The organism is Microbacterium sp. K2, from assembly GCF_051365005.1.
In the GTDB taxonomy this organism is placed as follows: Bacteria; Actinomycetota; Actinomycetes; order Actinomycetales; family Microbacteriaceae; genus Microbacterium; species Microbacterium foliorum_B.
This window is the reverse complement of record NZ_JBLWII010000001.1, coordinates 2,311,970-2,333,960: the sequence shown is the minus strand read 5'-3', so window position 1 is coordinate 2,333,960 and position 21,991 is coordinate 2,311,970. Positions and strand designations below refer to the sequence as shown.

Sequence of the window (21,991 nt, the reverse complement as noted above, 5' to 3'; positions counted from 1 at the left end):
GACGCATACTCTCTCTTCCCTGACTGGTCCCCGGACAGCACTCCCATGCGCGCCAGCCAGTACAAGTGTTTCACGTGAAACACCAAGTCGGCGGAGCAGCCGATTGCCGTAGATCCCCGATGACGACGATGACAAGCGGCTGCAGTAGGTCACTCGTCACTCGTATTCGCGCAGCAACGGCATCCCCTACAAAAGACGGTCGCTTGTTTATGCATGCGAGAGCAGCTGTGCTGCCCATGCACACCAATAGTCTCAGGGCGCACCTACGCAGCATCAACCGCAGCGAGAAGCGCTACAAGGAACTTACGTTCCTCACACAGCAGCTATCGAACGACAGCCCGCACAACTCGCGTCGTCTCAGGGAGCACGTTCTCCCCGAGCGTCTCCACTCGGACGTGAGAGAGGCGGAACTTCTTGATCTGCTTCTGCGCCGCGTCGATCTCATTGCCCGCATTCATCCCCTTGAGCAGGATGAGCTCCCCGCCGTCACGCACAAGCGGCGCGGTGAGGGGGATCAACGTCTTCAACGCACTGACAGCTCGAGCGGTGACGACATCGAAGCCCACTGGGCGACTCACGTCCTCGGCACGTGCGCGAAGCACCTCGACGTTGTCGAGGTGCAATTCTGCAACCTGCTCGTTCAGCCAGATCACGCGGCGTTCCATCGGCTCGATGAGCGTCCACTGCACGTCCGGCCGCGCGATGGCGAGCACGATTCCAGGCAGCCCTGCACCAGAGCCGATATCCGCAACGGATCCGTGGAACAGCGGAGCAGCGATGACACTGTTCAGGATGTGTCTGGTCCACAGACGAGGCAACTCCAGGGGACCGATCAGGCCCCTCTCCTCGCCATGCTCAGTGAGGGCCGCCGAGAACTGGCGTGCCAGCTCGATCCGATCCCCGAACAGCTCAGCCGCTACGGAAGGCTCGATCTCAACGTCACTCACTACTGCACCCGACCAGATGTTTCACGTGAAACGTCAACGACGACGGAGAACCGTGTGCCGGTCAGCACCCTCGCCGTAGGACTCGGAGACAAGTCCCTGATCAGCGGCAATATCATGGACCAGCTTGCGCTCGTAGCTCGACATCGCGGGCAGGGACGCCTGGGTCGCGCCATCATCGAGCTTTGCAGCCGCCGCATTCACCAGGGTTTCCAGCTGGCGACGCCGCGCATCCCGGGACCCGCCGACATCGAGGATCAGTCGTGAGAACGAACCGGTCTTGTTCTGAACAGCGAGGCGCGTCAGCTCCTGCAGAGCCTGCACCGTGTCAGGCGCCGACAGCAGAGCAAGTCCATCTCCTTCAGCCTCGACCGACACATAAGCGCGGCCCTGGCGTACATCCAGATTCAGATCGCCATCGATGTCTGCGATATCGAGCAGCTCTTCGAGGTAGTCGGCTGCGACATCGCCCTCGTTCTCGAGCTCAGCGACCGTGGGCTCCACGGTCTCGGTCATGTTGTCGGTCATGAACCGCTCCCCTTCTTCTTGGCGCGCTTCTTGCCCACGGGCTGCTGGCGCTTGGGTGTCTGCGCCTTGGCGCGCTCTGCCTCTTCGAGCAGGCGCTGCTGCTCTGCTTCGTAGGCCGCCATGGGAACGACCTTGCCCGACGAGTCGATCGCCTTGCCCTTGCGAGCCAGTCGCTCCTCACGCGCCTTCGCCGCCTCAGACCCGGGAGTCGGCATCTCACGGATGACGAGGAACTGCTGACCCATGGTCCAGAGGTTCGAGATGAACCAGTAGACGACGACGCCGAGCGGGAAGAAGATACCCGAGAAGATGAAGCCGAGCGGCAGCACGTAGAGCATGATCTTCTGCATCTGGTACGCCTGGCCGGTCTTGGCCTCAGGTGACAGGTTCTTCGAGATGATCTGCAGCTGGGTGAAGAACTGCGAGGCGATCATCAGCACGACCAGCACGACCAGAATCACGATCGCGACGGTGTTGCCGGCATCCACCGCGTTGCCGAGGGTCTCGTGCAGCGACGCCACCCCGAAGAGCTCCGCGTTGTAGAACTGCTCGGTGAGCTCCGCATTCAGCAGGCCGACTCCGCCGACACCCAGGTTGTGGTGCTTCGAGACATCGCTCAGCACGCTGAAGAGCGAGAAGAAGATCGGCATCTGCACGAGGAGCGGCAGACAGCTCGACATCGGCGTCGTGCCGTGCTTCTTATAGAGCGCCATGGTCTCGCGGCTCATCGCCTCGCGAGACAGCTGATCCTTCTTGCCCCGGTACTTCTCCTGAACTTTGCGCAGTTCAGGAGCAATTTCCATCATCTTTCGCTGGCTCTTGATCTGCTTCACGAAGAGCGGGATCAGCGCGGCGCGCACCACGATCACGAGGCCGACGATCGAAAGCACCCAGGTCAGACCGGATGCTGCCGGAAGCCCGACAGCGGTCAGCAGCCAGTGCCAGGCGACGAGCACGAGCTCGACGACCCACTTGAGGGGCCAGAGGATGGTCCCGATCAGATCGAAGCCGCCGGAGGCAGGCTCCGGCGACGGTGTTGCGCTGGCGAGCAGAAGGTCAAGACCCACCGATCAATCCTTTCGGGCAGGGACGACGAAACCGCGAGCGGTCAGGTCATAACGGAAGTGTTGGTGCGGACGGACGTCATCGACGCCGCCGTGGCTCCAGGGATTGCAACGGAGGATGCGCCATGCCGAGAGCATCGCTCCCCGCACCGCGCCATGCTGTTGCACCGCACCTACAGCGTAAGCGGAACAGGATGGGTAATAGGCACAGACATCTCCATACATCGGAGAGATCACCTTGCGATACCCGGTGAGGAACCCCAGAACGAGATTCCTCGGGATCAGCGGGATGCTGCGAAGCACATCCCCCGTCTGTAGGTGCGCGTCGCCGATCGACGATGCCGGAAGAGCAGTCACGGTCGAACCTGACTGAGGCGGTCGAGGCAGCGATTCACATCGGCGCTGAGCTCGGCGTAGCTGGCGGTTGCGGATGCAGGAAGGGCACGGATGACGACATCCGTGCCCTCGGGGACCCGCGCGAGCGCGTCCGCACACACGGCTTTGAGTCGCCGGCGCACGGTATTGCGCACCACAGCGGTGCCCACCTGCTTGCTGATGATGAATCCGAACCTCGCGGCTCTGCTCTCGCCCGTCGCCAGCATCGAGGTGACGACTTTGGCTCCGCCACAACGGGATCCGCGTCGAACGACCAGACGATAGTCGCTCCCGCGGGTCACACGAAACGGGCGGGCGAGCACAGCGGTCTACGCGGAGAGCTCGGTGCGGCCCTTCGCGCGGCGAGCCGAAAGGATCGCGCGGCCGGCGCGGGTGCGCATGCGAAGACGGAAGCCGTGCTTCTTGGCGCGACGACGGTTGTTGGGCTGGAAAGTGCGCTTGCTCATGAAATCACTCCGGGAATGCTGCCACCGGGATCATCTTGACCGGAGACATAGGGATCTGCCATACAGGCATAAGTCAACCGATTAAGGGTACGTCTTGGCGGCCCACAGAGCAAATCTGCGCGCTTCGGTCCGGACCCCGACAGGGTCCGCACAGCTATTATCCACAACCTGTGGCGTGCACGTATGCGCAACACGCGCGCGGATTTCCAAGGGCAGGTTGCCGTTCACAGCCGTGGTGACTACCGTGGCATCCGAAGTTATCCACAGGCGAGGCGCGTCATCCCGACGGCCCGTCGCACCCTCAGCACGGAGCGTCATGTCATCACCTGCCCAGCCCGACGTTCCGATCTGGACCACGGTGCAGGAGCTCCTCGAAGCGGATGACAGGGTCACCCCTCAGCTCCAGGGATTCCTCAGCCTCGCTGTTCCCGCAGGTGTGATGGCGGCGACGCTCTATCTCGAAGTCCCCAACGATCTCACCGCCGCGCAGATCAACAAGAGACTGCGCCTGCCGATCATGGAGGCTCTCTCTCACATCGGCGACGAGGTCACCTCCTACCGAGTCGTGGTCAACCACGAACTCGCTGAGCAGCCGACGGCGCCCATCGCCGTCGCCGACTACGGCCGCCAGGAGCAGATCCGCGTCGAATCTCCGATGGAGCAGCCGACGCAGCAGCGTCACGAGTCACGCCTCAATCCCAAGTACACCTTCGACAACTTCGTCATCGGGCAGTCCAACAGGTTCGCCCATGCCGCAGCCGTCGCTGTCGCCGAAGCGCCGGCCAAGGCCTACAACCCGCTCTTCATCTATGGTGACTCCGGCCTCGGCAAGACGCACCTGCTGCATGCGATCGGTGACTACGCCCAGTCGCTCTATGCCGGCGTCAAGGTGAGGTACGTGTCGAGTGAGGAGTTCACGAACGACTTCATCAACTCGATCGCCAACAACCGGGGTGCTGCGTTCCAGGCGCGATACCGCGATGTCGACATCCTCCTGATCGACGACATCCAGTTCCTGCAGGGTCGCGCCGAGACCCAGGAGGCGTTCTTCCACACCTTCAACACGCTCCACGACCACAACAAGCAGGTCGTGATCACGAGCGATGTCGCCCCGAAGCACCTGACCGGATTCGAGGACCGGATGCGGAGTCGGTTCGAGTGGGGTCTGATCACCGACGTCCAGGCTCCCGACCTCGAGACGAGAATCGCGATCCTGCGCAAGAAGGCGCAGAGCGAAGCCCTTCATATTCCCGATGAGGTACTCGAGTACATCGCCACGGTGGTGTCGTCGAACATCCGCGAACTCGAAGGTGCGCTGATCCGGGTCTCGGCCTTCGCCAGCCTGAACCGCTCGGCTCTCGACATCTCTCTGGCGCAGACGGTGCTGCGCGACATCATCGACACGGCAGAGGACAACATCATCTCGCCGACGGACATCATCACCGCGACCGCGCAGTACTTCAAGCTGACGGTCGACGACCTCTATGGCTCGAGCAGATCGCAGCAGATCGCGACGTCGCGTCAGATCGCCATGTACCTGTGCCGAGAGCGCACGAGTCTGTCTCTGCCGAAGATCGGGCAGCTGTTCGGCAACCGTGATCACACCACGGTGATGTACGCCTACAAGAAGATCAGCGAGCTCATGAAGGAGCGTCGCTCGATCTACAACCAGGTGACCGAGATCACCACGCAGCTCGGTCGACGCTGAGCCCACGTCACCTCGAAAAAGGGGGTCGTAGCTTCCGATGGGACGCTACGACCCCCTTTCTGTAGGTGCGGGAGGCATATGAGCGACCGGATCGATGCCAGTTTGCACATGTGGATAACTTGTGGATGAGTCGCCTCGAGATCGGGACGGATGTGTGTGAAACGGCCGAACCTGTGGATAACTTGGGGAGACGGTGAGACCGAGCGAAAGCTGTCCACCCGCGGATTCCTCAGGGTTTCCACAACTGACAACCGTGTAGTTCCCTACTCGCGTCTGCTTTCCACCGAGTTATCCACAGTATCCACAGGTGTTAACACCGTTAAGGAGTTAATTCAATTCAAGGGCGATCCGATCACCAGACGGTGGGGAAAGTCCGACGGGCCGGAGGTTTGCACCGGTCGTAGGGATACGCCCGACTGTGGGGCTAGCATGGGAAGCCCTGCACAGGCAGGACCGATGACGACACGTCTCAGAATGACGACAAGGGAGCACCAGTGAGGTTTCAGGTCAACCGCGATGTCTTCAGCGAGGCTGTCTCGTTCGTCGTCAAGCTGCTTCCGCAGCGCAACCCGCAGCCGATCCTCGCCGGAGTCCTGATCGAGGCAGACGGATCCGGGCTGACACTCTCGGCCTTCGACTACGAAGCATCCGCTCGGACCACCATCGAGGCCACGGTCGACACACCAGGCACGATCCTCGTCCACGGCCGACTGCTCTCCGACATCGCCAGCCGCCTCCCGAATGCTCCGATCGAGATCGCCGTCGAGGACGACGGCAGCATCACGGTCACCTGCGGCTCGGCTCGATTCACGCTCGCAGCCATGCCGGTCGAGGAATATCCCTCCATCCCCGAGGTCTCCGGCTCGTCGGGTGTCGTCCCCGCCGATGACTTCGGAACCGCGATCGCGCAGGTCGGCTTCGCCGCATCGCGTGATGACGTCACCCCCGTGCTCACCGGTGTCCAGCTCGAGGTCTCCGGGCACACGCTCAGCCTGGTCGCGACCGACCGCTACCGCGTCTCGCTCCGAGACGTCCCCTGGGATGGCGAGGCCGTCGAGGCGAGCGCGCTGGTTCCCGCACGCACGCTTCTCGAGGTCGGAAAGACCTTCGGTCACGCCGGAACGATCCAGATCGCGTTCTCCGGAGCCGGTGATCGCGAGATCATCGCCTTCACGGCGGGCAACAAGACCGTCACCTCGCTGCTGATCAAGGGCAACTTCCCGCCGGTCCGTCGTCTGTTCCCCGAGCAGACCGAGCACTACGCGGTCGTCAACACCGCCGACCTGGTCGAAGCGGTCCGCCGTGTGTCGCTCGTTCTGGATCGGGCCGCTCCGCTGCGCTTCACCTTCACGTCCGACAGCGTCACGATGGACGCATCGGGCAGTGAGCACGCTCGCGCCTCGGAGTCCGTCGACGCGATCCTGAACGGTGGCGATGACGTCACTCTCGGCCTGAACCCGCAGTACCTCATCGAGGCGCTCGGCGCGGTCAAGAGCGAGTTCGTCCGCGTCACGTTCACCTCGAGCGACAACGCGAACAAGCTGAGCCCGGTGCTGATCACGAGCCAGACCTCGGTCGATCAGGCCGGCCTCGACTCGTTCAAGTACCTGCTGCAGCCCAACCTGCTGCTCCGCTGATCCTGCGACGGGCGCGCTTCCGCGCGGCGACAGCGGTGTCAGACCCCGAAGGTAGGCTGACAGCGTGATTGTGGAACACCTGAGCCTGGTCGACTTCCGCAATTACGCGACCGCGGATCTGGCCCTGCACAAGGGCCCCAACGTTCTGGTCGGCCGCAACGGACAGGGCAAGACCAACCTCGCCGAGGCGGTCGTCTTCCTCGCCACGCTCGGATCCCACCGGGTCTCGTCGGATGCGCCGATGGTGCGCGAAGGTCAGGATTTCGCCATCATCCGTGCTCGCCTCTCGCACGGCGAACGCAAAGTGCTCATCGAGGTGCAGCTCAACAAGCAGGGATCCAACAAGGCGCGCATCAACGGCTCGCCCTCGAAGACCAATGAGCTTCCCCGGTATGCGCATGTGGTGCTGTTCGCCCCTGAAGATCTGCAGATCGTGCGCGGTGACCCGTCTTCGCGGCGTCGTTTCGTCGACCAACTGCTGATCCAGCGCACTCCTCGCATGTCTTCGGTGCTCGCCGACTACGACCGTGTGCTCAAGCAGCGCAACGCCCTGCTGAAGTCGGCACGGGCGCGGGGCATCAAGGGCGAAGGCCTGAGCACCCTCGACGTGTGGGACGACAAGCTCGTCTCGCTCGGGGCAGAGATCATCACCGCCCGTCAGCGTCTCGCGGCCGATCTGCAGCATCCGGTCGCAGAGGCATATGCGGCGATCGCCGGTGAGGACCATCGTCCGCAGCTCGACTGGGCGCTCTCGGTGCGCGGCGCAGACCCCGAAGAGGGAGTCGATGCGCCGGCCGAGACCTCGGGAGACATCGCCGAGATGTTCCACGCCGCGCTGCTCGCCAAGCGATCGAACGAACTCGACCGCGGGCTCACCCTCACCGGCCCTCATCGCGACGATCTCGTGCTCCGGGTTCGTGGTCTGCCTGTGAAGGGCTACGCATCCCACGGAGAATCCTGGTCCGTGGCTCTCGCTCTGCGCCTCGCCTCGGCCGAGCTGCTGCGCAGCGAGTCCCCCGCCGGCGACCCCGTGCTGATCCTCGACGACGTGTTCGCCGAGCTCGACGCCGACCGCCGTCAGCGGCTCGCCGCACTCACCGCGGGATACGAGCAGGTGGTCGTCACGGCAGCGGTGGAGGAGGATATCCCCGAGGTGCTCCACGCGCATGTGGTGAGGATCTCCGCCGGAACCATCAGCGACGAGAGGGAGGTGTCCGATGAGTGACACCACGCCTGTTCCGGCATCCGAGACCCCCGAGACGGTTGCGACCTATCTGCGACTGCGTGGTCTCGCTCCGAGCTCGAAGTCGTGGAAGCGCAAGCGGCGGATCGTCACAGACGATGACAACGCCCCTTTCACGCCCGGCCGCGATCCCGGCCCCCTCGGGGCGGTGCTCGACAAGCTCAGCCGCGACTCCGGGTGGCAGAAGACCCTGGCCCGTGAAGACCTGGTCAGGCAGTGGGCCGATCTCGCGGGCACCGACACCGCGAAGCACTCCGAACCCGTCTCGCTCGAGCGTGGAGTGCTCACCGTGAAGTGCGATTCGACGGCCTGGGCGAAGAACCTCCAGTACATGCGAGGGACCATCCTCACCGAGATCGGTCGACGGTATCCCGATGCCGGGGTCGAGAACCTCCGCTTCATCGGACCGGACGTACCCTCGTGGAAATGGGGTCCCAGAGTCGTTCCAGGACGGGGCCCGCGCGATACCTACGGGTAGGGCACCGTTCAGGGGGTTCGGGAGGCTCAGAGGGCCACACACGGCCGTTCAGCGGGATTTCGAGTCGAAAGACCGCTAGAATGGGAGTTCGTGATATCGATGTGGAGAATGCCCTCTGATGACGCCTGAATTCCCTGCTGACGAGACGGAATCGACCACCGGGGAAACCCCTGACCCCTCCCAGGGCGCAGAGACCCAGACTCCCGCGGAAGCGGAGACGAGGTCTACATCGATCTCCCCCAAGATCAAGCAGCCCGGCGAGTACGGTGCCGACTCGATCCAGATCCTCGAGGGACTCGAGGCGGTGCGCAAGCGCCCCGGCATGTACATCGGATCCACGGGTCCGCGTGGTCTGCACCACCTGGTCTACGAGATCGTCGACAACTCGGTCGATGAGGCTCTGGCCGGCTACGCCGACACCATCTACGTGACGCTGCTCGAAGACGGTGGCGTGCGCGTCATCGACAACGGCCGCGGAATCCCCGTCGACCCGCACTCCTCCGACCCGTCGAAGTCGACGGTCGAGGTCGTGCTGACCATCCTGCACGCGGGTGGCAAGTTCGGCGGCGGTGCGTACGCCGTCTCGGGTGGACTGCACGGCGTCGGCTCCTCCGTCGTCAACGCCCTGTCGACCCGCTTCGATGTCGAGGTCAAGCAGAAGGGCTTCGTCTGGCGGCACAGCTTCGCCGACGGCGGAGTTCCGCAGCAGAAGCTCATCAAGGGCGAGGAGACCGACGACACCGGCACGAGCATCACGTTCTGGCCGGATGCCTCGATCTTCACCGAGACGACCGACTTCGACTACGACACCCTGCGCACCCGCTTCCAGCAGATGGCGTTCCTCAACAAGGGGCTCCGCATCGAGCTGCTCGACGAGCGCGCATCCTCGGCCTACGAGGTCGAAGATGCCGGTGTGACCACGACCAAGCAGCCCGGCGATGTCTTCTTCTACGAGCGCGGACTGGTCGACTACGTCGAGTACCTGAACAAGGTGCGTCACGCCGAGGTCGTCAACGACGAGATCATCGCTTTCGAGTCCGAGGACACGGCGCGCAAGATCTCGCTCGAGGTCGCGATGCAGTGGACCACCTCATACACCGAGAACGTCTTCACCTACGCGAACACGATCAACACCCACGAGGGTGGCACCCACGAAGAGGGCTTCCGCGCCGCACTCACCACGCTGGTGAACAAGTACGCGCGCGCGAACAACATCCTCAAGGAGAAGGAAGAGAACCTCTCCGGCGACGACGTGCGCGAGGGACTGACCGCCGTCATCTCGATCAAGCTCGGCGAGCCCCAGTTCGAGGGTCAGACCAAGACCAAGCTCGGCAACACCGAGGCCAAGGCTTTCGTGCAGAAGGTCGTGGGCGATCAGCTCGGCGACTGGTTCGACCGCAATCCGGCCCAGGCGAAGAACATCATCCGCAAGGCGCTCGATGCCGCGACCGCACGTCTCGCCGCCCGCAAGGCGCGCGAGACCGCACGACGCAAGAGCGTGTTCGAGTCCGCGGCGATGCCCGACAAGCTCAAGGACTGCACCAGCAAGGACCCCTCGATCAGCGAGATCTTCCTCGTCGAGGGTGACTCGGCCGGCGGCTCGGCAGTGCAGGGACGCGACCCGCACACGCAGGCGATCCTCGCCCTCCGCGGCAAGATCCTCAACGTCGAGCGCGCACGTCTCGACAAGGCGCTCGGCAACCGCGAGGTCCAGGCGATGATCCAGGCCTTCGGCACGGGCATCGGCGAGGAGTTCGACATCGAGAAGGCGCGCTATCACAAGATCGTGCTGATGGCGGATGCCGACGTCGACGGTCAGCACATCACGACGCTGCTGCTGACGCTGCTGTTCCGATACATGCGCGGGCTCATCGAGGCGGGCTTCGTGTACCTCGCGATGCCGCCGCTGTACCGCCTCAAGTGGTCGAACTCCGCGCACGAGTACGTGTTCAGCGACGCCGAGCGCGACGCGCTGCTGAAGTTCGGCCTCGACAACGGCAAGCGCATCCCGAAGGATGCCGGCATCCAGCGCTACAAGGGTCTCGGCGAGATGAACGCCAAAGAGCTGTGGGAGACCACGATGGACCACACCACGCGGACGCTCCGTCAGGTGACCATCGAGGATGCCGCGGCAGCCGACGAGATCTTCAGCGTGCTGATGGGCGAGGACGTCGAATCCCGACGCAGCTTCATCCAGCGCAACGCCAAGGACGTCCGCTTCCTCGACATCTGAGGCGCTCCGCGCCCTGCATTCGCTCGACTAACGACCGGAATCGACAACACACATGACTGACGACGTACGCCCCGAGCCCCCGGCACACGACCACGGAAAGATCGACCAGGTCGATCTGCAGTCCGAGATGCAGCGCAGCTATCTCGACTACGCGATGGCCGTGATCGTCGGCCGTGCCCTCCCCGACGTGCGCGACGGTCTGAAGCCTGTGCACCGCCGCGTGATCTACGGCATGTACGACGGTGGGTTCCGCCCCGACAAGTCGTTCTCGAAGTGCGCCCGTGTCGTCGGTGAGGTCATGGGTCAGTACCACCCGCACGGTGACTCCGCGATCTACGACGCCCTCGTGCGTCTGGTGCAGCCGTGGGCGCTGCGGTACCCGCTCGCGCTGGGTCAGGGCAACTTCGGCTCTCCCGGCAACATGGGCGCCGCGGCCCCTCGATACACCGAGACCAAGATGGCTCCCCTCGCGCTCGAGATGGTGCGCGACATCGAAGAAGACACCGTCGACTTCCAGGACAACTACGACGGCCAGACCCAGGAGCCGACGGTTCTTCCCGCGCGGTTCCCGAACCTGCTCGTCAACGGCTCGGTCGGAATCGCCGTCGGCATGGCGACCAACATCCCCCCGCACAACCTGCGTGAGATCTCCGATGCTGCGCTCTGGGCCCTCGACAACCCCGGCCTTCCGCGTGACGAGCTGCTCGACGGGCTGATCCAGCGCGTTCCGGGCCCCGACTTCCCGACCGGCGCTCAGATCCTGGGCACCAAGGGAATCCACGAGGCGTATCGCACCGGCCGCGGATCCATCACGATGCGCGCGGTCGTCAACGTCGAGGAGATCCAGGGCCGCACGTGCCTCGTGATCACCGAGCTGCCGTACCAGGTCAACCCCGACAACGTCGCCGTGAAGATCGGCGACCTCGTGCGTGACGGAAAGATCAGCGGCATCGCCGACATCCGCGACGAGTCCTCCGACCGCACGGGTCAGCGCCTTGTCGTGGTGCTCAAGCGCGATGCCGTCGCGAAGGTCGTGCTCAACAACCTCTACAAGCACACGCAGCTGCAGGAGAACTTCGGCGCCAACATGCTCGCGATCGTCGACGGTGTGCCGCGCACGCTGGCGATCGACGGGTTCGTGACCTACTGGATCACCCACCAGCTCGAGGTCATCGTCCGCCGCACGCGCTTCCGTCTGGCGAAGGCCGAGCGTCGCATGCACATCCTGCGCGGTTACCTCAAGGCGCTCGACGCGCTCGACGAGGTCATCGCCCTGATCCGCCGCTCGGCCACGGTCGAGGATGCCCGCGAGGGTCTGAAGAAGCTCCTCGAGATCGACGACGATCAGGCCCAGGCCATCCTCGACATGCAGCTCCGTCGCCTCGCGGCTCTCGAGCGGCAGAAGATCCTCGACGAGGCGGCCGAGCTCGAGCGTCTCATCGCCGAGTACCAGGCGATCCTGGCCGATGAGTCGCTGCAGCGCGACATCATCCGCGAGGAGCTCACGGGCATCGTCGACCGCTTCGGTGACGACCGCCGCACGCACATCCTGCACGGGTTCGACGGCGATGTCTCGATGGAAGACCTCATCGCCGAAGAGGAGATGGTCGTCACCATCACCCGCGCCGGGTACATCAAGCGCACGCGGAGCGACAACTACCGGTCGCAGCACCGCGGCGGCAAGGGCATCAAGGGCGCCCAGCTGCGGGCGGATGACATCGTCGAGCACTTCTTCGTGACGACGACGCACCACTGGCTGCTGTTCTTCACCGACAAGGGGCGCGTCTACCGCGCGAAGACCTATGAGGTCCCCGAGGCCGGGCGCGACGCCAAGGGAACGCACGTCGCGAACCTGCTCGCCCTGCAGCCCGACGAGAACATCGCGCAGGTGCTCGACATCCGCGACTACGAGGTCGCCGACTATCTGGTGCTCGCGACGCGCGACGGTCTCGTCAAGAAGACGCGCCTCGACACGTATGACACCAACCGCCAGGGCGGCGTCATCGCGATCCGTCTGAACGACGAGGACGAGCTGGTCTCGGCCCTCATGGTCAACGCCGAGGACGACATCCTTCTCATCAGCCGCCGGGGCATGTCGGTCAGGTTCAGCGCGACCGACGAGGCGCTGCGGCCGATGGGCCGCGCGACCGCCGGTGTGAAGGGCATGAAGTTCCGTGAGGGCGACAGCCTGCTGTCGGCATCCGTCGCAGCCCCCGGTCAGTTCGTGTTCGTGGTGACGGACGGCGGGTACGCGAAGCGCACGGCCGTCGAGGAATACCGCGTCCAGGGACGTGGTGGTTTCGGCATCAAGGTGGCCAAGCTCCACGACGATCGGGGCACTCTCGCGGGTGGTCTGATGGTCTCGTCCGACGACGAGGTCCTTGTGGTTCTGTCCAGCGGCAAGGTGGTACGCTCTGCCGTGGCCGAGGTGCCCGCCAAGGGCCGAGACACCATGGGAGTGGTGTTCGCACGGACGACGGAAGCCGACCGGATCCTCGCCATCGCCCGCAACGGCGAGCGGGGCCTCACCGAAGAAGACGAATCGGATGAGGCTGAGGTGGAATCCGAGTCCACCGCCCCCGAGACGAACGAGAACCCTGAGGAAGCAGACGCATGAGCACAGTAGCCGACAAGCTGGCGAAGAAGTCCACGCGCAAGACCAGTGGCAAGCAGGTGCGCCTGCGTCTCGTCTACGTCGACTTCTGGTCGGCCGTGAAGCTCTCGTTCCTCGGAGCGGTCGCACTAGCGATCGTCACGATGGTGTCGTTCTTCCTGATCTTCCTGGTGCTCCAGGCGACGGGACTCCTCACCCAGGCCGACGAGATCATCGGCGCGATCACCGACAACTCGGTGCGCATCTCCGAGGTGGCCGGTCTGCCGCAGGTGATGGCGTTCGCCGCGGTCGTCTCGATCCTGAACCTCATCGTCTTCACGGTGCTCGGCGCGGTCGTCGCCGGCATCTACAACGTCGCCGTGAAGGTGACGGGCGGTCTGCTCGTCGGCTTCATGTCGAACTGATCCTCCGGATTCGAAGAGGGGCGGATGCTGCGGCATCCGCCCCTCTTTCTGTTCTCCGACGGAGTAGGGAAAACCCGAATCCGGGTGTCTGGTTTGCTCGGTGTCGGCGCGATCGGCGCCGCCGTACCTTTGAACCATGACGACACACACTGCCACGCCACCACAGGCAACGGCCACGAAGCCGCCGCTGCGCATCGTGCTCACGATCCTGCACCTCGCAGGCATCGGAGTCATCGGCGGTTTCATCTTCGCGACTCTCTCCGGACTCCTCGGCACCGGCCTCGGCCTGCTCTTCGCGGCGGGCGTCGGCATCGTGCTGCTCGTCGGACTCGTCTACGCCCTCTTCGGTGTGGGCTGGTTCGAGGTGGCGCGGGTCAGCGCCCTCTACCGATCGCCGATCACGCCGCTCAGGTGGCGCCCGCGCGACCGTCCCGGTTTCTCCGGCTGGGTGCGCGCGCTCGGACGCCAGGCGATCGACGGCCGCATGTGGCGGGCCCTCGCGAACTTCGCGATCACCGCCGTGCTCGGCTGGATCGTGCTGCGCCTCGCCTTCGGCCTGGTGTGGTCGATCACGATCTCGTTCGCACCCCTCACCGGAGCGGATGCCGTGATGGGCCCGTTCGGCGGGGGCGGCATCGACCCCGCGTGGGCCCCGCTCGTCGGCATCCTCGGCATCGCAGCCTGCCTTGCCGGAATGATCGGTCTGGCGCTCCTGAACCGGGTGCTCTCGCTCACCATCGTCGTTCGCAGCCGTGAGGCAGAGCTCACGGAGCGAGTGCGCACCAGCACCGCTCAGCGTGAGGGGGCGGTGCGCGCCGCAGATGTCGAGCGCACCCGCATCGAGCGGGATCTGCACGACGGCGTCCAGCCGCGACTCGTCTCGGTCGGCATGACCCTGGGACTCGCGCAGCAGAAGATCGACAACGATCCGGATGCGGCCAAAGAGCTGATCGCCGAGGCGCACACTTCGACCAAGGCGGCGATCACCGAACTCCGTCAGTTGGCCCGCGGCATCCATGCATCCGTCCTCGACGATCGAGGCCTCGACGCAGCCCTCTCGGCCCTCGCAGGCCGGTCGCACATCCCCGTGAGTCTCGACGTGCGGATGGACGGACGCTGCAGCCGTGAGGCCGAGGCCGCCGTGTACTTCTCGATCGCCGAGTCGCTCACGAACGCCGCCAAGCACTCACGAGCCAGCGAGGCACGGGTCACCGTCCGCCTCCGCGACGGAGGTGTGCTCTGGGCACGTGTCGAGGACAACGGCATGGGCGGCGCACAGGTGCAGCCCGGCGGCGGGCTCGACGGCATCGCGAACCGCGTGCTGGCAGCCGGCGGAACCTTCCGCCTCGAGAGCCCCGTCGGTGGGCCGACCAGCCTGGAGGTGAACGTGCCATGCGCATCCTGATCTGCGAGGACTCCGTCCTGCTGCGCGAGGGACTCGTGCGACTGCTCGAGGACGCCGGCCACAGTGTGGTCGCGGCTCTCCCCGACACCAACGGTCTCAGCGAAGCCGTGGTCGAGACCGATCCGGAGCTCTGCATCCTCGATGTCAGGCTGCCCCCGACGTTCACCGACGAGGGCATCCGCGCGGCACTCGGCCTGCGCGTCACGAACCCTGCGCTGCCGCTGCTCGTGCTCTCGCAGTACGTCGAGGAGCGCTATGCGTCCGACCTCATCGCGGCGCAGGGCGGGCCGCTGGGCTATCTGCTCAAGGATCGTGTCGCCGACGTCTCGGAGTTCCTCGCCTCGGTGCAGAGGATCTCGGAGGGCGCGACCGTGCTCGACCCCGAGGTTGTGGCTCAGCTGCTGACGCGCCGCAACCGCGACGACCGCATGCAGCGTCTCACCGAGCGCGAGCGCACCGTGCTGTCGCTCATCGCCGAGGGCAAGTCGAACCAGGCCATCGCAGGCCTGCTCTTCCTCTCGGAGGCGAGCGTCGAGAAGCACATCACCGCGATCTTCCAGAAGCTGGGCTTCGAGCAGGGCGAGTCGGGCAACCGACGCGTGCTGGCGGCCCTCGCACACATCGAGAACACGGGCGGCACGCCGCCGACCGGACAGACAGGACTGGGACGATGACCACGAACAACGACGACTTCCAAGGCGGCCACACTCCGCTCACTCCCCCGCCCGCGTCTGCGCCTCAGGGGCACGAACCGGCCCCGGCACCCGCCTCCGCTCCCACTCAGGCGGCACCCGCCGACGCGGGTCGCTCGTCGGGAACGACGGCGATCATGATCGTGACGGCGATCGTCGGCGGAATCGCGCTGCTCGGCGCGGGAGGGTCTGCCGCCTTCGCGGCGACCGGCACCATGATGGGTTCTTCGCGGGGCAGCGATTCGGTGCTGACCGAGGATGTATCGGGCATCGAGGGCATCGACCTCGACGTGGATGCGGGAAACATGCGCATCGAATTCGGAGACGTCGACGAGGCCCGGCTTGCGATCACCGACGCCCGCGGCCCGGCGTGGACTCTCGAGCGTGACGGTGACGACCTGGTCGTGAGGAGCCCGGAGTTCCGTTTCGGATGGTGGTTCGGCAGCTGGTTCGGTGACGACCAGTCGGCCGTGCTGACCCTCCCCGAAGACCTTCGGGACGCGCAGCTCGACGCCGACCTCACCCTCGATGCGGGCAGCCTCGACGTGGTCGGTGAGTTCGGCGCACTCGACGTCACCGTCAACGCGGGGGCGCTCGATCTAGAAGGAGCTGCGGACAGCCTCAGCATCGACATGAGCGCAGGCCGTGCGGACGCGCTGCTAGACGGCGTCGACGAGGCGGATCTCAGCGTCTCGGCGGGCGATCTCAACGTCGAGCTGACCGGACGTGCGCCGTCGCAGACGACGATCGACGTGAGCGCGGGATCGGTCGACCTCACCGTTCCTGACGAGTCGTACTCGATCATCCAGGATGTCAGCGCCGGGTCGCTCGACGCGAAGGTCGACCAGTCATCCGACACCCGGAACGTGATTGACGTCTCGCTTTCGGCGGGCAGCGTGACCATCCGTCCGGGGCGCTGACCACGATCGAGGGCAGGGGCGCGCCGTGCCCCTGCCCTCGATTGGGTATTTCGAAGAATCTCCGGTAAAGTTTCGGAGGTTGACGGGCCCATAGCTCAGGCGGTTAGAGCGCTTCACTGATAATGAAGAGGTCCCAGGTTCAAGTCCTGGTGGGCCCACTCCTCAACTTAAAATTCCCTCACGGGGCCTTAGCTCAGTTGGTAGAGCGCCTGCTTTGCAAGCAGGATGTCAGGAGTTCGAATCTCCTAGGCTCCACACTGTGTTGAGACAGTTCGAGAAGGCCCCGCTTCGGCGGGGCCTTCTCGTTTCTCCGGTCTCCACAGGTGTTAACAACCCTGTTAACAACTGCCCGAGTCTGCCCGACCCGGGGCTCCTCGAGTCCACAGCTGTGGATGCATCTGTTAACAACTCGAAGATCGTCTAGTAATCAACCCCCCTTCTCACTCTCAGGTCGAGGGCGTAGCGTGCACGCATGGCTGACAGGGAGACGATGATCCAAACCGAGATCGTGTTCGACGGAGCGAGCTTCCTGCTCTCCCAGGATCAGGACGTCGACGACCTGCGAGAACGCATCGAGTCGGCGACGAGAAGCTCAGGTACGTTCGTCGACCTGGTCGTGGTCGGAAACAGGGCCGTGAGCGTGCTGATCACCCCGAACACCCAGGTGACGATCAGCGTGGCCTCGGTGGCGTACGACCCGCGTGACACCGGCGACGTGGACTTCCCCTACAGCGGATATCACGACGAGCTCTGAAGCCGGGATGCGGCATCAGAACCGCCCGTGATCAGAGTTTCGGACCGCGGATGATCCGCACGGGTCCCCTGGCCTCGCGGATGTTCACCGGCTCGCCCTTCTGAGTGACGACGAGCTCGTCGCGGTCGGCGAGCTCTGCGGCTACACGCCGGACGTCGGACATCAGGGGGCGCCAGGTCTCGCCGCCCACCGTGCGGGCGACATCGCTCGGGCAGATCGACGACTCCGCACGCTTCCGGGTGAGTGCACGAAGCGCGGCTGCGATCCTCTCGTCGAAACCGTCGCCGGCGCGGTCCTCCCACCAGGGCTGCCCGCGTTCCCCCAGCGCGGTCTTCGCGTCGTGCACGCGGCGTCGCGCATCGGGATCCTGGGCCTTCACTGCACGACGCGCAGCCATGAGCTCGTCGACCAGCTCCTGGCGGAACGCGTCGGGGATCGACGGGTCCGTCGCCCGCCATCGCCGTCCGTCGATGATGACGTGGTGCCCGTCTGCGGTGTGCTCCGGGCCGCGTGCATCGCTGAGATCGGTGCTGCTGTCGGATGCCATGGTGTCAGTCTCGTGACACGGATCGCGTCGGCCAAGGGGCTTGACCGCTCGTGGGCGGGCGACCCGCGGCGCTGTTCAGACCGCGGTGAGCCCGTGGGGCGCGACGTTCAAGCGCTCGCACCCGTCAGCGGTCACGACGACGATGTCCTCGATGCGCGCACCCCACTCGCCCGCGAAGTAGATGCCGGGTTCGATGCTGAAGGCCATGCCCTCGCGCAGCACCAGATCGTTGCCGGGCGCGATGTAGGGCTCCTCGTGCACCGAGACGCCGATCCCATGGCCGGTGCGATGCAGGAAGGCCTCTGCGAGCCCTGCCTCGGCCAGCACAGAGCGCGCTGCCGCATCGACCTCCTCGGCTGTCGCCCCGGGGCGTACGGCGTCGACGGCGGCCTGCTGAGCACGCACGAGCACTGCGATGCGGTCGGCGGCCGTGGGGTCAGGGGCGCCGACGACGTAGGTGCGGGTGCTGTCGGAGTTGTAGCCGCTGGGCACTGCTCCCCCGATGTCGACGACCACGATCTCGCCGTCGCCGATCACGCGGTCAGACACCTCATGGTGCGGGTCGGCGCCGTTCGGGCCTGAGCCGACGATGACGAACTCGACGGTGCGGTGCCCCTCGGCGACGATGGCCTCGGCGATGTCGGCCGCCACCTCTCGCTCGGTGCGCCCTGCGCGCAGCCACTCGGGCACGCGCCTGTGCACGGCGTCGATCGCCGCACCGGCGAGGCGCAGCTCGGCGACCTCCTCGGCATCCTTGACCATGCGACCCTCACGCAGCACCGGTGTCGCGAGCTCGGCGCGCACGGCGATCCGGTCGGCCAGCGGAATGACGTGCAGTGCCGGCAGTGCGTCGGAGACACCCACCCTCGAGACGGAGCCGAGGGCCTCGGCCACGAGGTCGTAGGGGTTCTCGCCATCGACCCAGTCGGAGACCGCGAGTCCGAGCTGCCCCACGGCGGTGGTCCTGACCTTCGCCAGCTCCATCCGGGGCACGATGATCGTGGGTGCGATGCCGGGTCCGAGCACGAGTGCGGTGAGGCGTTCGATCGTGTCGCCTTCGACGCCGACCAGGTACTGCAGGTCGGGCCCAGGGCCGACGACTATCCCGTCGAGACCGGCGTCGGCGGCGAGAGATGCTGCGTGGTCGAGTCGGGCGGCGTACACGGAGGCGGGAAACGGCAGTGTGCTCACGGCATCCACGCTACTGCGGGCCCCGGCCAGGGAACGGCGATTCAGCTGACGGCGAGGCGGATGCGCTCGGTGAGCAGCTTGCGGTTCGCAGCGGTGAGGTCGAGCAGCGCGTAGGCGGTCGGCCACATCGTGCCGTCGTCGAGGTTCGAGATGGGCTCGAAGCCGAAGGTGCCGTAGCGCACCTTGAACTTGCTCGCCGGCTGGAAGAAGCAGAGCACCTTTCCGTCCTTGCCCCACGCCGGCATGCCGTAGTAAGTGCGCGGCATCAGCTCGGGAGCGACCTCGGTGACGAGGGCATGCAGCGCCAGAGACAATTCGCGATCCTTGTCGTCCGGCAGCTTCGCCACCGCAGCCTCGAGATCTGCAGCCCCCTCGGCGCGCACCTCTTCAGGGCTCTTCTTGGCCCGAGAGCGCGACTTGCGCTTGTCGGCCGCGGCCTCTTTCATGGCCTCGCGTTCCTCGGCGCTGAAGTTCTTCTCGTTGTCAGCCATGACGGGTTCCTTTCTCGGCGTGATCTGCGATGAACATCACACTACGGATGCCGCGGTCGGCTGTGCTTCTCGATTCCTGATCGATCCGGCCATCCTGTGCGACCACGACTCGACACACAGCGGTGGACGTCATTGCGCGGGGGCTAGTGTGAGGGCATGGACATGCGGGTCGCGGCATACGCGGTCGTCACCGATGACGACGGACGCATACTTCTCGCGCGCTGGACCGAGGGTCGTCGAGTCGCGTGGACGATGCCCGGTGGCGGTCTCGAGGCCGGCGAGGCACCCGAAGACGCCGTGCGGCGGGAGCTTCGTGAGGAGACCGGCTACAGCGTCAAAGTAGGGGAGCTGCTCGGCATCCACTCGCGGGTGATCCCCGCCAGTCAGCGGGTGAACGAATCAGACCAGCCCCTGCACACGCTGCGCATCGTGTACCGCGCATCGGTCACGGGCGGCAAGCTGACCTTCGAGGCCGACGGCTCGACCGACATGGCCGAGTGGTTCCCTCTCAAGGCCGTGAAGGAACTGCAGAGGGTGAAGCTGGTCGACATCGCGCTGCGGATGGCCGGCATCCTCTGAGTCAGTCGCGCGCCTCTTCGGGAACCGAGATGTCGGCCACCGTGGCGCCGTAGGCGGCGATGAGATCGTCTGCATCGACGAACAGGCTGTACCCGTGGGCACCCGCACCCATGGCGATCCGCTGTCCGACGATCGACTCGTCGGCGAACACGGGCCACTCGGTGGTGCTGCCGATGGGCACGATGGTACCGCGCTCGTACCCGGTGGCGGCGAGGGCGAGCTCGGGCTCAGGCAAGCGCAGCTTGTTCACACCGACCACTGCCCGCAGCTTGGGCCACGAGATCGACCTGCCGCCCGGAACCAGTGCGAACAGGTAGGTGTCGTCCGAGCGCTTGACGACGAGGGTCTTGACGATGCCGGATGGCAGGATGCCGAGCAGCTCCGCAGCTTCGACGAGGCTGCGGGCGGCTGGCCGTTCACGGATCTCGATATCGAGGCCTCGTTCCGCTGCAGCATCCCTCACCCGGGCATGCAGGTCCCCCGGCTCGGGGGCCGGGGGCTGCGATGTCGAGGTCACGCGTCGGGTGCAGAGAGCGGGTCGTCAGCGACCCAGAGCTCGTCGTCCGCGCGCAGTGCCTGCCAGGCGGCGTAGAGAACACCGGCTGCTGCGGCGACGCCGAGGATCAGGGCGATGATCGAGCCGACGCCGGGGCCCTTCGGCTCGGGCTTGGTGGCCTTCCGGACCTTGCGAACGACACCCTCGCGCTTGGCGTTGGCGACGTCCCAAGCGGTGAGCGCGGTTCCGACGACTCCACCGACGATCGGGACGACCTTGTCGTCCACGACGTGGTGCCCGAACCGCACACCACGGTCGACGACCGGGGCGACCCGACGGTTGTAGGTGTCCTGCACGACAGGACCGACCTGCTCTCGGCCGAAGTGGCCGAGCTGGCGTCCGGCCTCACGGGCGACGTCGGCGGCGTGGCCGACCAGGACCTGCTGGTTCTCCCAGAGCTGGTTGGCGTCGTGCTGAAGACGACGCAGCTCCTTCTTCCGCTTGCGGCTGATGCTCACGATGCTCTCCTGTCGATTGGAGTACGGATTCCCCATCTTGCCACGCGACCCTGGATGGGGCGAGGGAATCGCCGAACCCTTGCGTCGAAGGGCGAACAGCGCTAGACGCGGGCCAACTCATGGGAAGCTCTGCGAGAATGGACGCATGGCTCACGCTTCTCATGTCGCAACCCTGCACACCAACCACGGTGACATCGTCATCAACCTCTTCGGCGATCACGCTCCGAAGACGGTCAAGAACTTCGTCGGCCTCGCCGACGGCACCCAGGAGTGGACGCACCCCGCCACCGGCAAGCCGGGCGAGGGCGCTCTCTACAAGGACGTCATCTTCCACCGGATCATCCCGAACTTCATGATCCAGGGCGGCGACCCGCTCGGACAGGGCGTCGGCGGTCCCGGCTACAACTTCGACGACGAGATCAACATGGAGCTCAACTTCAACGAGCCCTACATCCTCGCCATGGCCAACGCCGGCCTGCGTCGCAACGCCATCACGGGCAAGCCCGAGGGCACCAACGGCTCGCAGTTCTTCATCACGACCGACCCCACGCCCTGGCTCCAGGGCAAGCACACGATCTTCGGCGAGGTCGCCGATGACGCCTCCAAGGCTGTCGTCGACGCGATCGCCGCAGTGCCGACGGCCGCGGGCGACCGCCCCGTCGAGCCCGTCGTGCTGCAGTCGATCGACATCGTCGCGGCCTGA

At 65.5% G+C, this 21,991-nt stretch carries 24 protein-coding genes and 2 tRNA genes; 15 read left to right on the top strand and 11 right to left on the bottom strand.

The window, feature by feature from the left end; genetic code table 11:
- Window positions 1–323: 323 nt before the first annotated feature.
- The 6 genes from rsmG to rpmH are packed head-to-tail and all read right to left on the bottom strand — an operon-like array spanning window position 324 to window position 3,378.
- Complete coding sequence (gene rsmG / locus ACLKOY_RS11350; protein ID WP_436453701.1) at window positions 324–947, bottom strand: 16S rRNA (guanine(527)-N(7))-methyltransferase RsmG; 624 nt, start codon at window positions 945–947, stop codon at window positions 324–326.
- A 33-nt stretch (window positions 948–980) separates the two neighbouring features.
- The gene (locus ACLKOY_RS11345) at window positions 981–1,472 is read right to left on the bottom strand and encodes a protein jag (RefSeq protein WP_056374982.1); all 492 of its coding nucleotides are present in this window, start codon (window positions 1,470–1,472) and stop codon (window positions 981–983) included.
- The gene (yidC, locus tag ACLKOY_RS11340) at window positions 1,469–2,539 is read right to left on the bottom strand and encodes a membrane protein insertase YidC (protein WP_290162497.1); all 1,071 of its coding nucleotides are present in this window, start codon (window positions 2,537–2,539) and stop codon (window positions 1,469–1,471) included. Before yidC ends, ACLKOY_RS11345 begins: the two co-directional genes overlap by 4 nt.
- Window positions 2,540–2,542: 3 nt before the next feature.
- Window positions 2,543–2,893 (bottom strand): membrane protein insertion efficiency factor YidD, encoded by a 351-nt coding sequence (gene yidD, locus ACLKOY_RS11335; protein WP_140038542.1) that lies wholly within the window; start codon window positions 2,891–2,893, stop codon window positions 2,543–2,545.
- Window positions 2,890–3,234: a ribonuclease P protein component gene (gene rnpA, locus ACLKOY_RS11330; RefSeq protein WP_140038543.1), complete on the bottom strand. Its 345-nt coding sequence runs from the start codon at window positions 3,232–3,234 to the stop codon at window positions 2,890–2,892. The genes yidD and rnpA overlap by 4 nt, the downstream gene beginning before the upstream one ends.
- 6 nt (window positions 3,235–3,240) lie before the next feature.
- Complete coding sequence (rpmH, locus tag ACLKOY_RS11325; RefSeq protein ID WP_022889115.1) at window positions 3,241–3,378, bottom strand: 50S ribosomal protein L34; 138 nt, start codon at window positions 3,376–3,378, stop codon at window positions 3,241–3,243.
- Window positions 3,379–3,694: 316 nt separating this feature from the next.
- Between rpmH and dnaA the strand changes: the two genes are divergently transcribed.
- The 13 genes from dnaA (at window position 3,695) to ACLKOY_RS11260 (ending at window position 17,466) form a co-directional block, all read left to right on the top strand.
- Window positions 3,695–5,086 (top strand): chromosomal replication initiator protein DnaA, encoded by a 1,392-nt coding sequence (gene dnaA / locus ACLKOY_RS11320; protein WP_140035638.1) that lies wholly within the window; start codon window positions 3,695–3,697, stop codon window positions 5,084–5,086.
- Between the two features lie 494 nt (window positions 5,087–5,580).
- Window positions 5,581–6,723: a DNA polymerase III subunit beta gene (gene dnaN, locus ACLKOY_RS11315; protein ID WP_042541557.1), complete on the top strand. Its 1,143-nt coding sequence runs from the start codon at window positions 5,581–5,583 to the stop codon at window positions 6,721–6,723.
- Window positions 6,724–6,787: 64 nt separating this feature from the next.
- On the top strand, window positions 6,788–7,948 hold the full coding sequence (gene recF / locus ACLKOY_RS11310) for a DNA replication/repair protein RecF (protein ID WP_436453700.1): 1,161 nt from the start codon (window positions 6,788–6,790) through the stop codon (window positions 7,946–7,948).
- Window positions 7,941–8,444 (top strand): DUF721 domain-containing protein, encoded by a 504-nt coding sequence (locus tag ACLKOY_RS11305; RefSeq protein WP_140035640.1) that lies wholly within the window; start codon window positions 7,941–7,943, stop codon window positions 8,442–8,444. The genes recF and ACLKOY_RS11305 overlap by 8 nt, the downstream gene beginning before the upstream one ends.
- 118 nt (window positions 8,445–8,562) lie before the next feature.
- The gene (gene gyrB, locus ACLKOY_RS11300) at window positions 8,563–10,677 is read left to right on the top strand and encodes a DNA topoisomerase (ATP-hydrolyzing) subunit B (protein ID WP_258184339.1); all 2,115 of its coding nucleotides are present in this window, start codon (window positions 8,563–8,565) and stop codon (window positions 10,675–10,677) included.
- Window positions 10,678–10,729: 52 nt separating this feature from the next.
- On the top strand, window positions 10,730–13,294 hold the full coding sequence (gene gyrA, locus ACLKOY_RS11295; RefSeq protein ID WP_363573319.1) for a DNA gyrase subunit A: 2,565 nt from the start codon (window positions 10,730–10,732) through the stop codon (window positions 13,292–13,294).
- Window positions 13,291–13,695 carry a DUF3566 domain-containing protein gene (locus tag ACLKOY_RS11290; RefSeq protein WP_140035642.1) on the top strand — a complete coding sequence of 135 codons (405 nt, stop codon included), beginning with the start codon at window positions 13,291–13,293 and terminating at the stop codon, window positions 13,693–13,695. The genes gyrA and ACLKOY_RS11290 overlap by 4 nt, the downstream gene beginning before the upstream one ends.
- Window positions 13,696–13,831: 136 nt before the next feature.
- Entirely contained in the window at window positions 13,832–15,100 is a 1,269-nt protein-coding gene (locus tag ACLKOY_RS11285) for a sensor histidine kinase (RefSeq protein WP_436453699.1), read from the top strand.
- Window positions 15,088–15,774: a LuxR C-terminal-related transcriptional regulator gene (locus ACLKOY_RS11280; RefSeq protein WP_436453698.1), complete on the top strand. Its 687-nt coding sequence runs from the start codon at window positions 15,088–15,090 to the stop codon at window positions 15,772–15,774. The genes ACLKOY_RS11285 and ACLKOY_RS11280 overlap by 13 nt, the downstream gene beginning before the upstream one ends.
- On the top strand, window positions 15,771–16,712 hold the full coding sequence (locus ACLKOY_RS11275) for a DUF4097 family beta strand repeat-containing protein (protein ID WP_436453697.1): 942 nt from the start codon (window positions 15,771–15,773) through the stop codon (window positions 16,710–16,712). The genes ACLKOY_RS11280 and ACLKOY_RS11275 overlap by 4 nt, the downstream gene beginning before the upstream one ends.
- An 84-nt stretch (window positions 16,713–16,796) precedes the next feature.
- Window positions 16,797–16,870: transfer RNA gene (locus ACLKOY_RS11270), tRNA-Ile, on the top strand.
- A gap of 24 nt (window positions 16,871–16,894) precedes the next feature.
- Window positions 16,895–16,967, top strand: a tRNA-Ala gene (locus ACLKOY_RS11265).
- A gap of 217 nt (window positions 16,968–17,184) precedes the next feature.
- Complete coding sequence (locus ACLKOY_RS11260) at window positions 17,185–17,466, top strand: hypothetical protein (RefSeq protein ID WP_042541043.1); 282 nt, start codon at window positions 17,185–17,187, stop codon at window positions 17,464–17,466.
- A gap of 31 nt (window positions 17,467–17,497) precedes the next feature.
- Here ACLKOY_RS11260 and ACLKOY_RS11255 read toward each other — a convergent pair whose 3' ends face one another.
- The 3 genes from ACLKOY_RS11255 to ACLKOY_RS11245 all read right to left on the bottom strand — a co-directional run bounded on the left by ACLKOY_RS11255 (window position 17,498) and on the right by ACLKOY_RS11245 (window position 19,695).
- Window positions 17,498–18,013 (bottom strand): DUF3253 domain-containing protein, encoded by a 516-nt coding sequence (locus ACLKOY_RS11255; RefSeq protein ID WP_436453696.1) that lies wholly within the window; start codon window positions 18,011–18,013, stop codon window positions 17,498–17,500.
- A 75-nt stretch (window positions 18,014–18,088) separates the two neighbouring features.
- A complete protein-coding gene (locus ACLKOY_RS11250; protein WP_436453695.1) occupies window positions 18,089–19,204 on the bottom strand; it encodes a M24 family metallopeptidase in 1,116 nt (371 codons plus the stop codon).
- Between the two features lie 41 nt (window positions 19,205–19,245).
- Entirely contained in the window at window positions 19,246–19,695 is a 450-nt protein-coding gene (locus tag ACLKOY_RS11245; protein ID WP_436453694.1) for a hypothetical protein, read from the bottom strand.
- 156 nt (window positions 19,696–19,851) lie between these two features.
- Between ACLKOY_RS11245 and ACLKOY_RS11240 the strand changes: the two genes are divergently transcribed.
- Complete coding sequence (locus ACLKOY_RS11240) at window positions 19,852–20,274, top strand: NUDIX hydrolase (protein WP_436453693.1); 423 nt, start codon at window positions 19,852–19,854, stop codon at window positions 20,272–20,274.
- Window position 20,275: 1 nt separating this feature from the next.
- Here ACLKOY_RS11240 and ACLKOY_RS11235 read toward each other — a convergent pair whose 3' ends face one another.
- The gene (locus ACLKOY_RS11235; protein WP_436454116.1) at window positions 20,276–20,737 is read right to left on the bottom strand and encodes an aminoacyl-tRNA deacylase; all 462 of its coding nucleotides are present in this window, start codon (window positions 20,735–20,737) and stop codon (window positions 20,276–20,278) included.
- Between the two features lie 50 nt (window positions 20,738–20,787).
- A complete protein-coding gene (locus ACLKOY_RS11230; RefSeq protein WP_436453692.1) occupies window positions 20,788–21,288 on the bottom strand; it encodes a DNA helicase in 501 nt (166 codons plus the stop codon).
- 145 nt (window positions 21,289–21,433) lie between these two features.
- On the opposite strand from ACLKOY_RS11230, the gene ACLKOY_RS11225 reads away from it, so the two are divergent.
- Entirely contained in the window at window positions 21,434–21,991 is a 558-nt protein-coding gene (locus ACLKOY_RS11225; protein WP_363573302.1) for a peptidylprolyl isomerase, read from the top strand.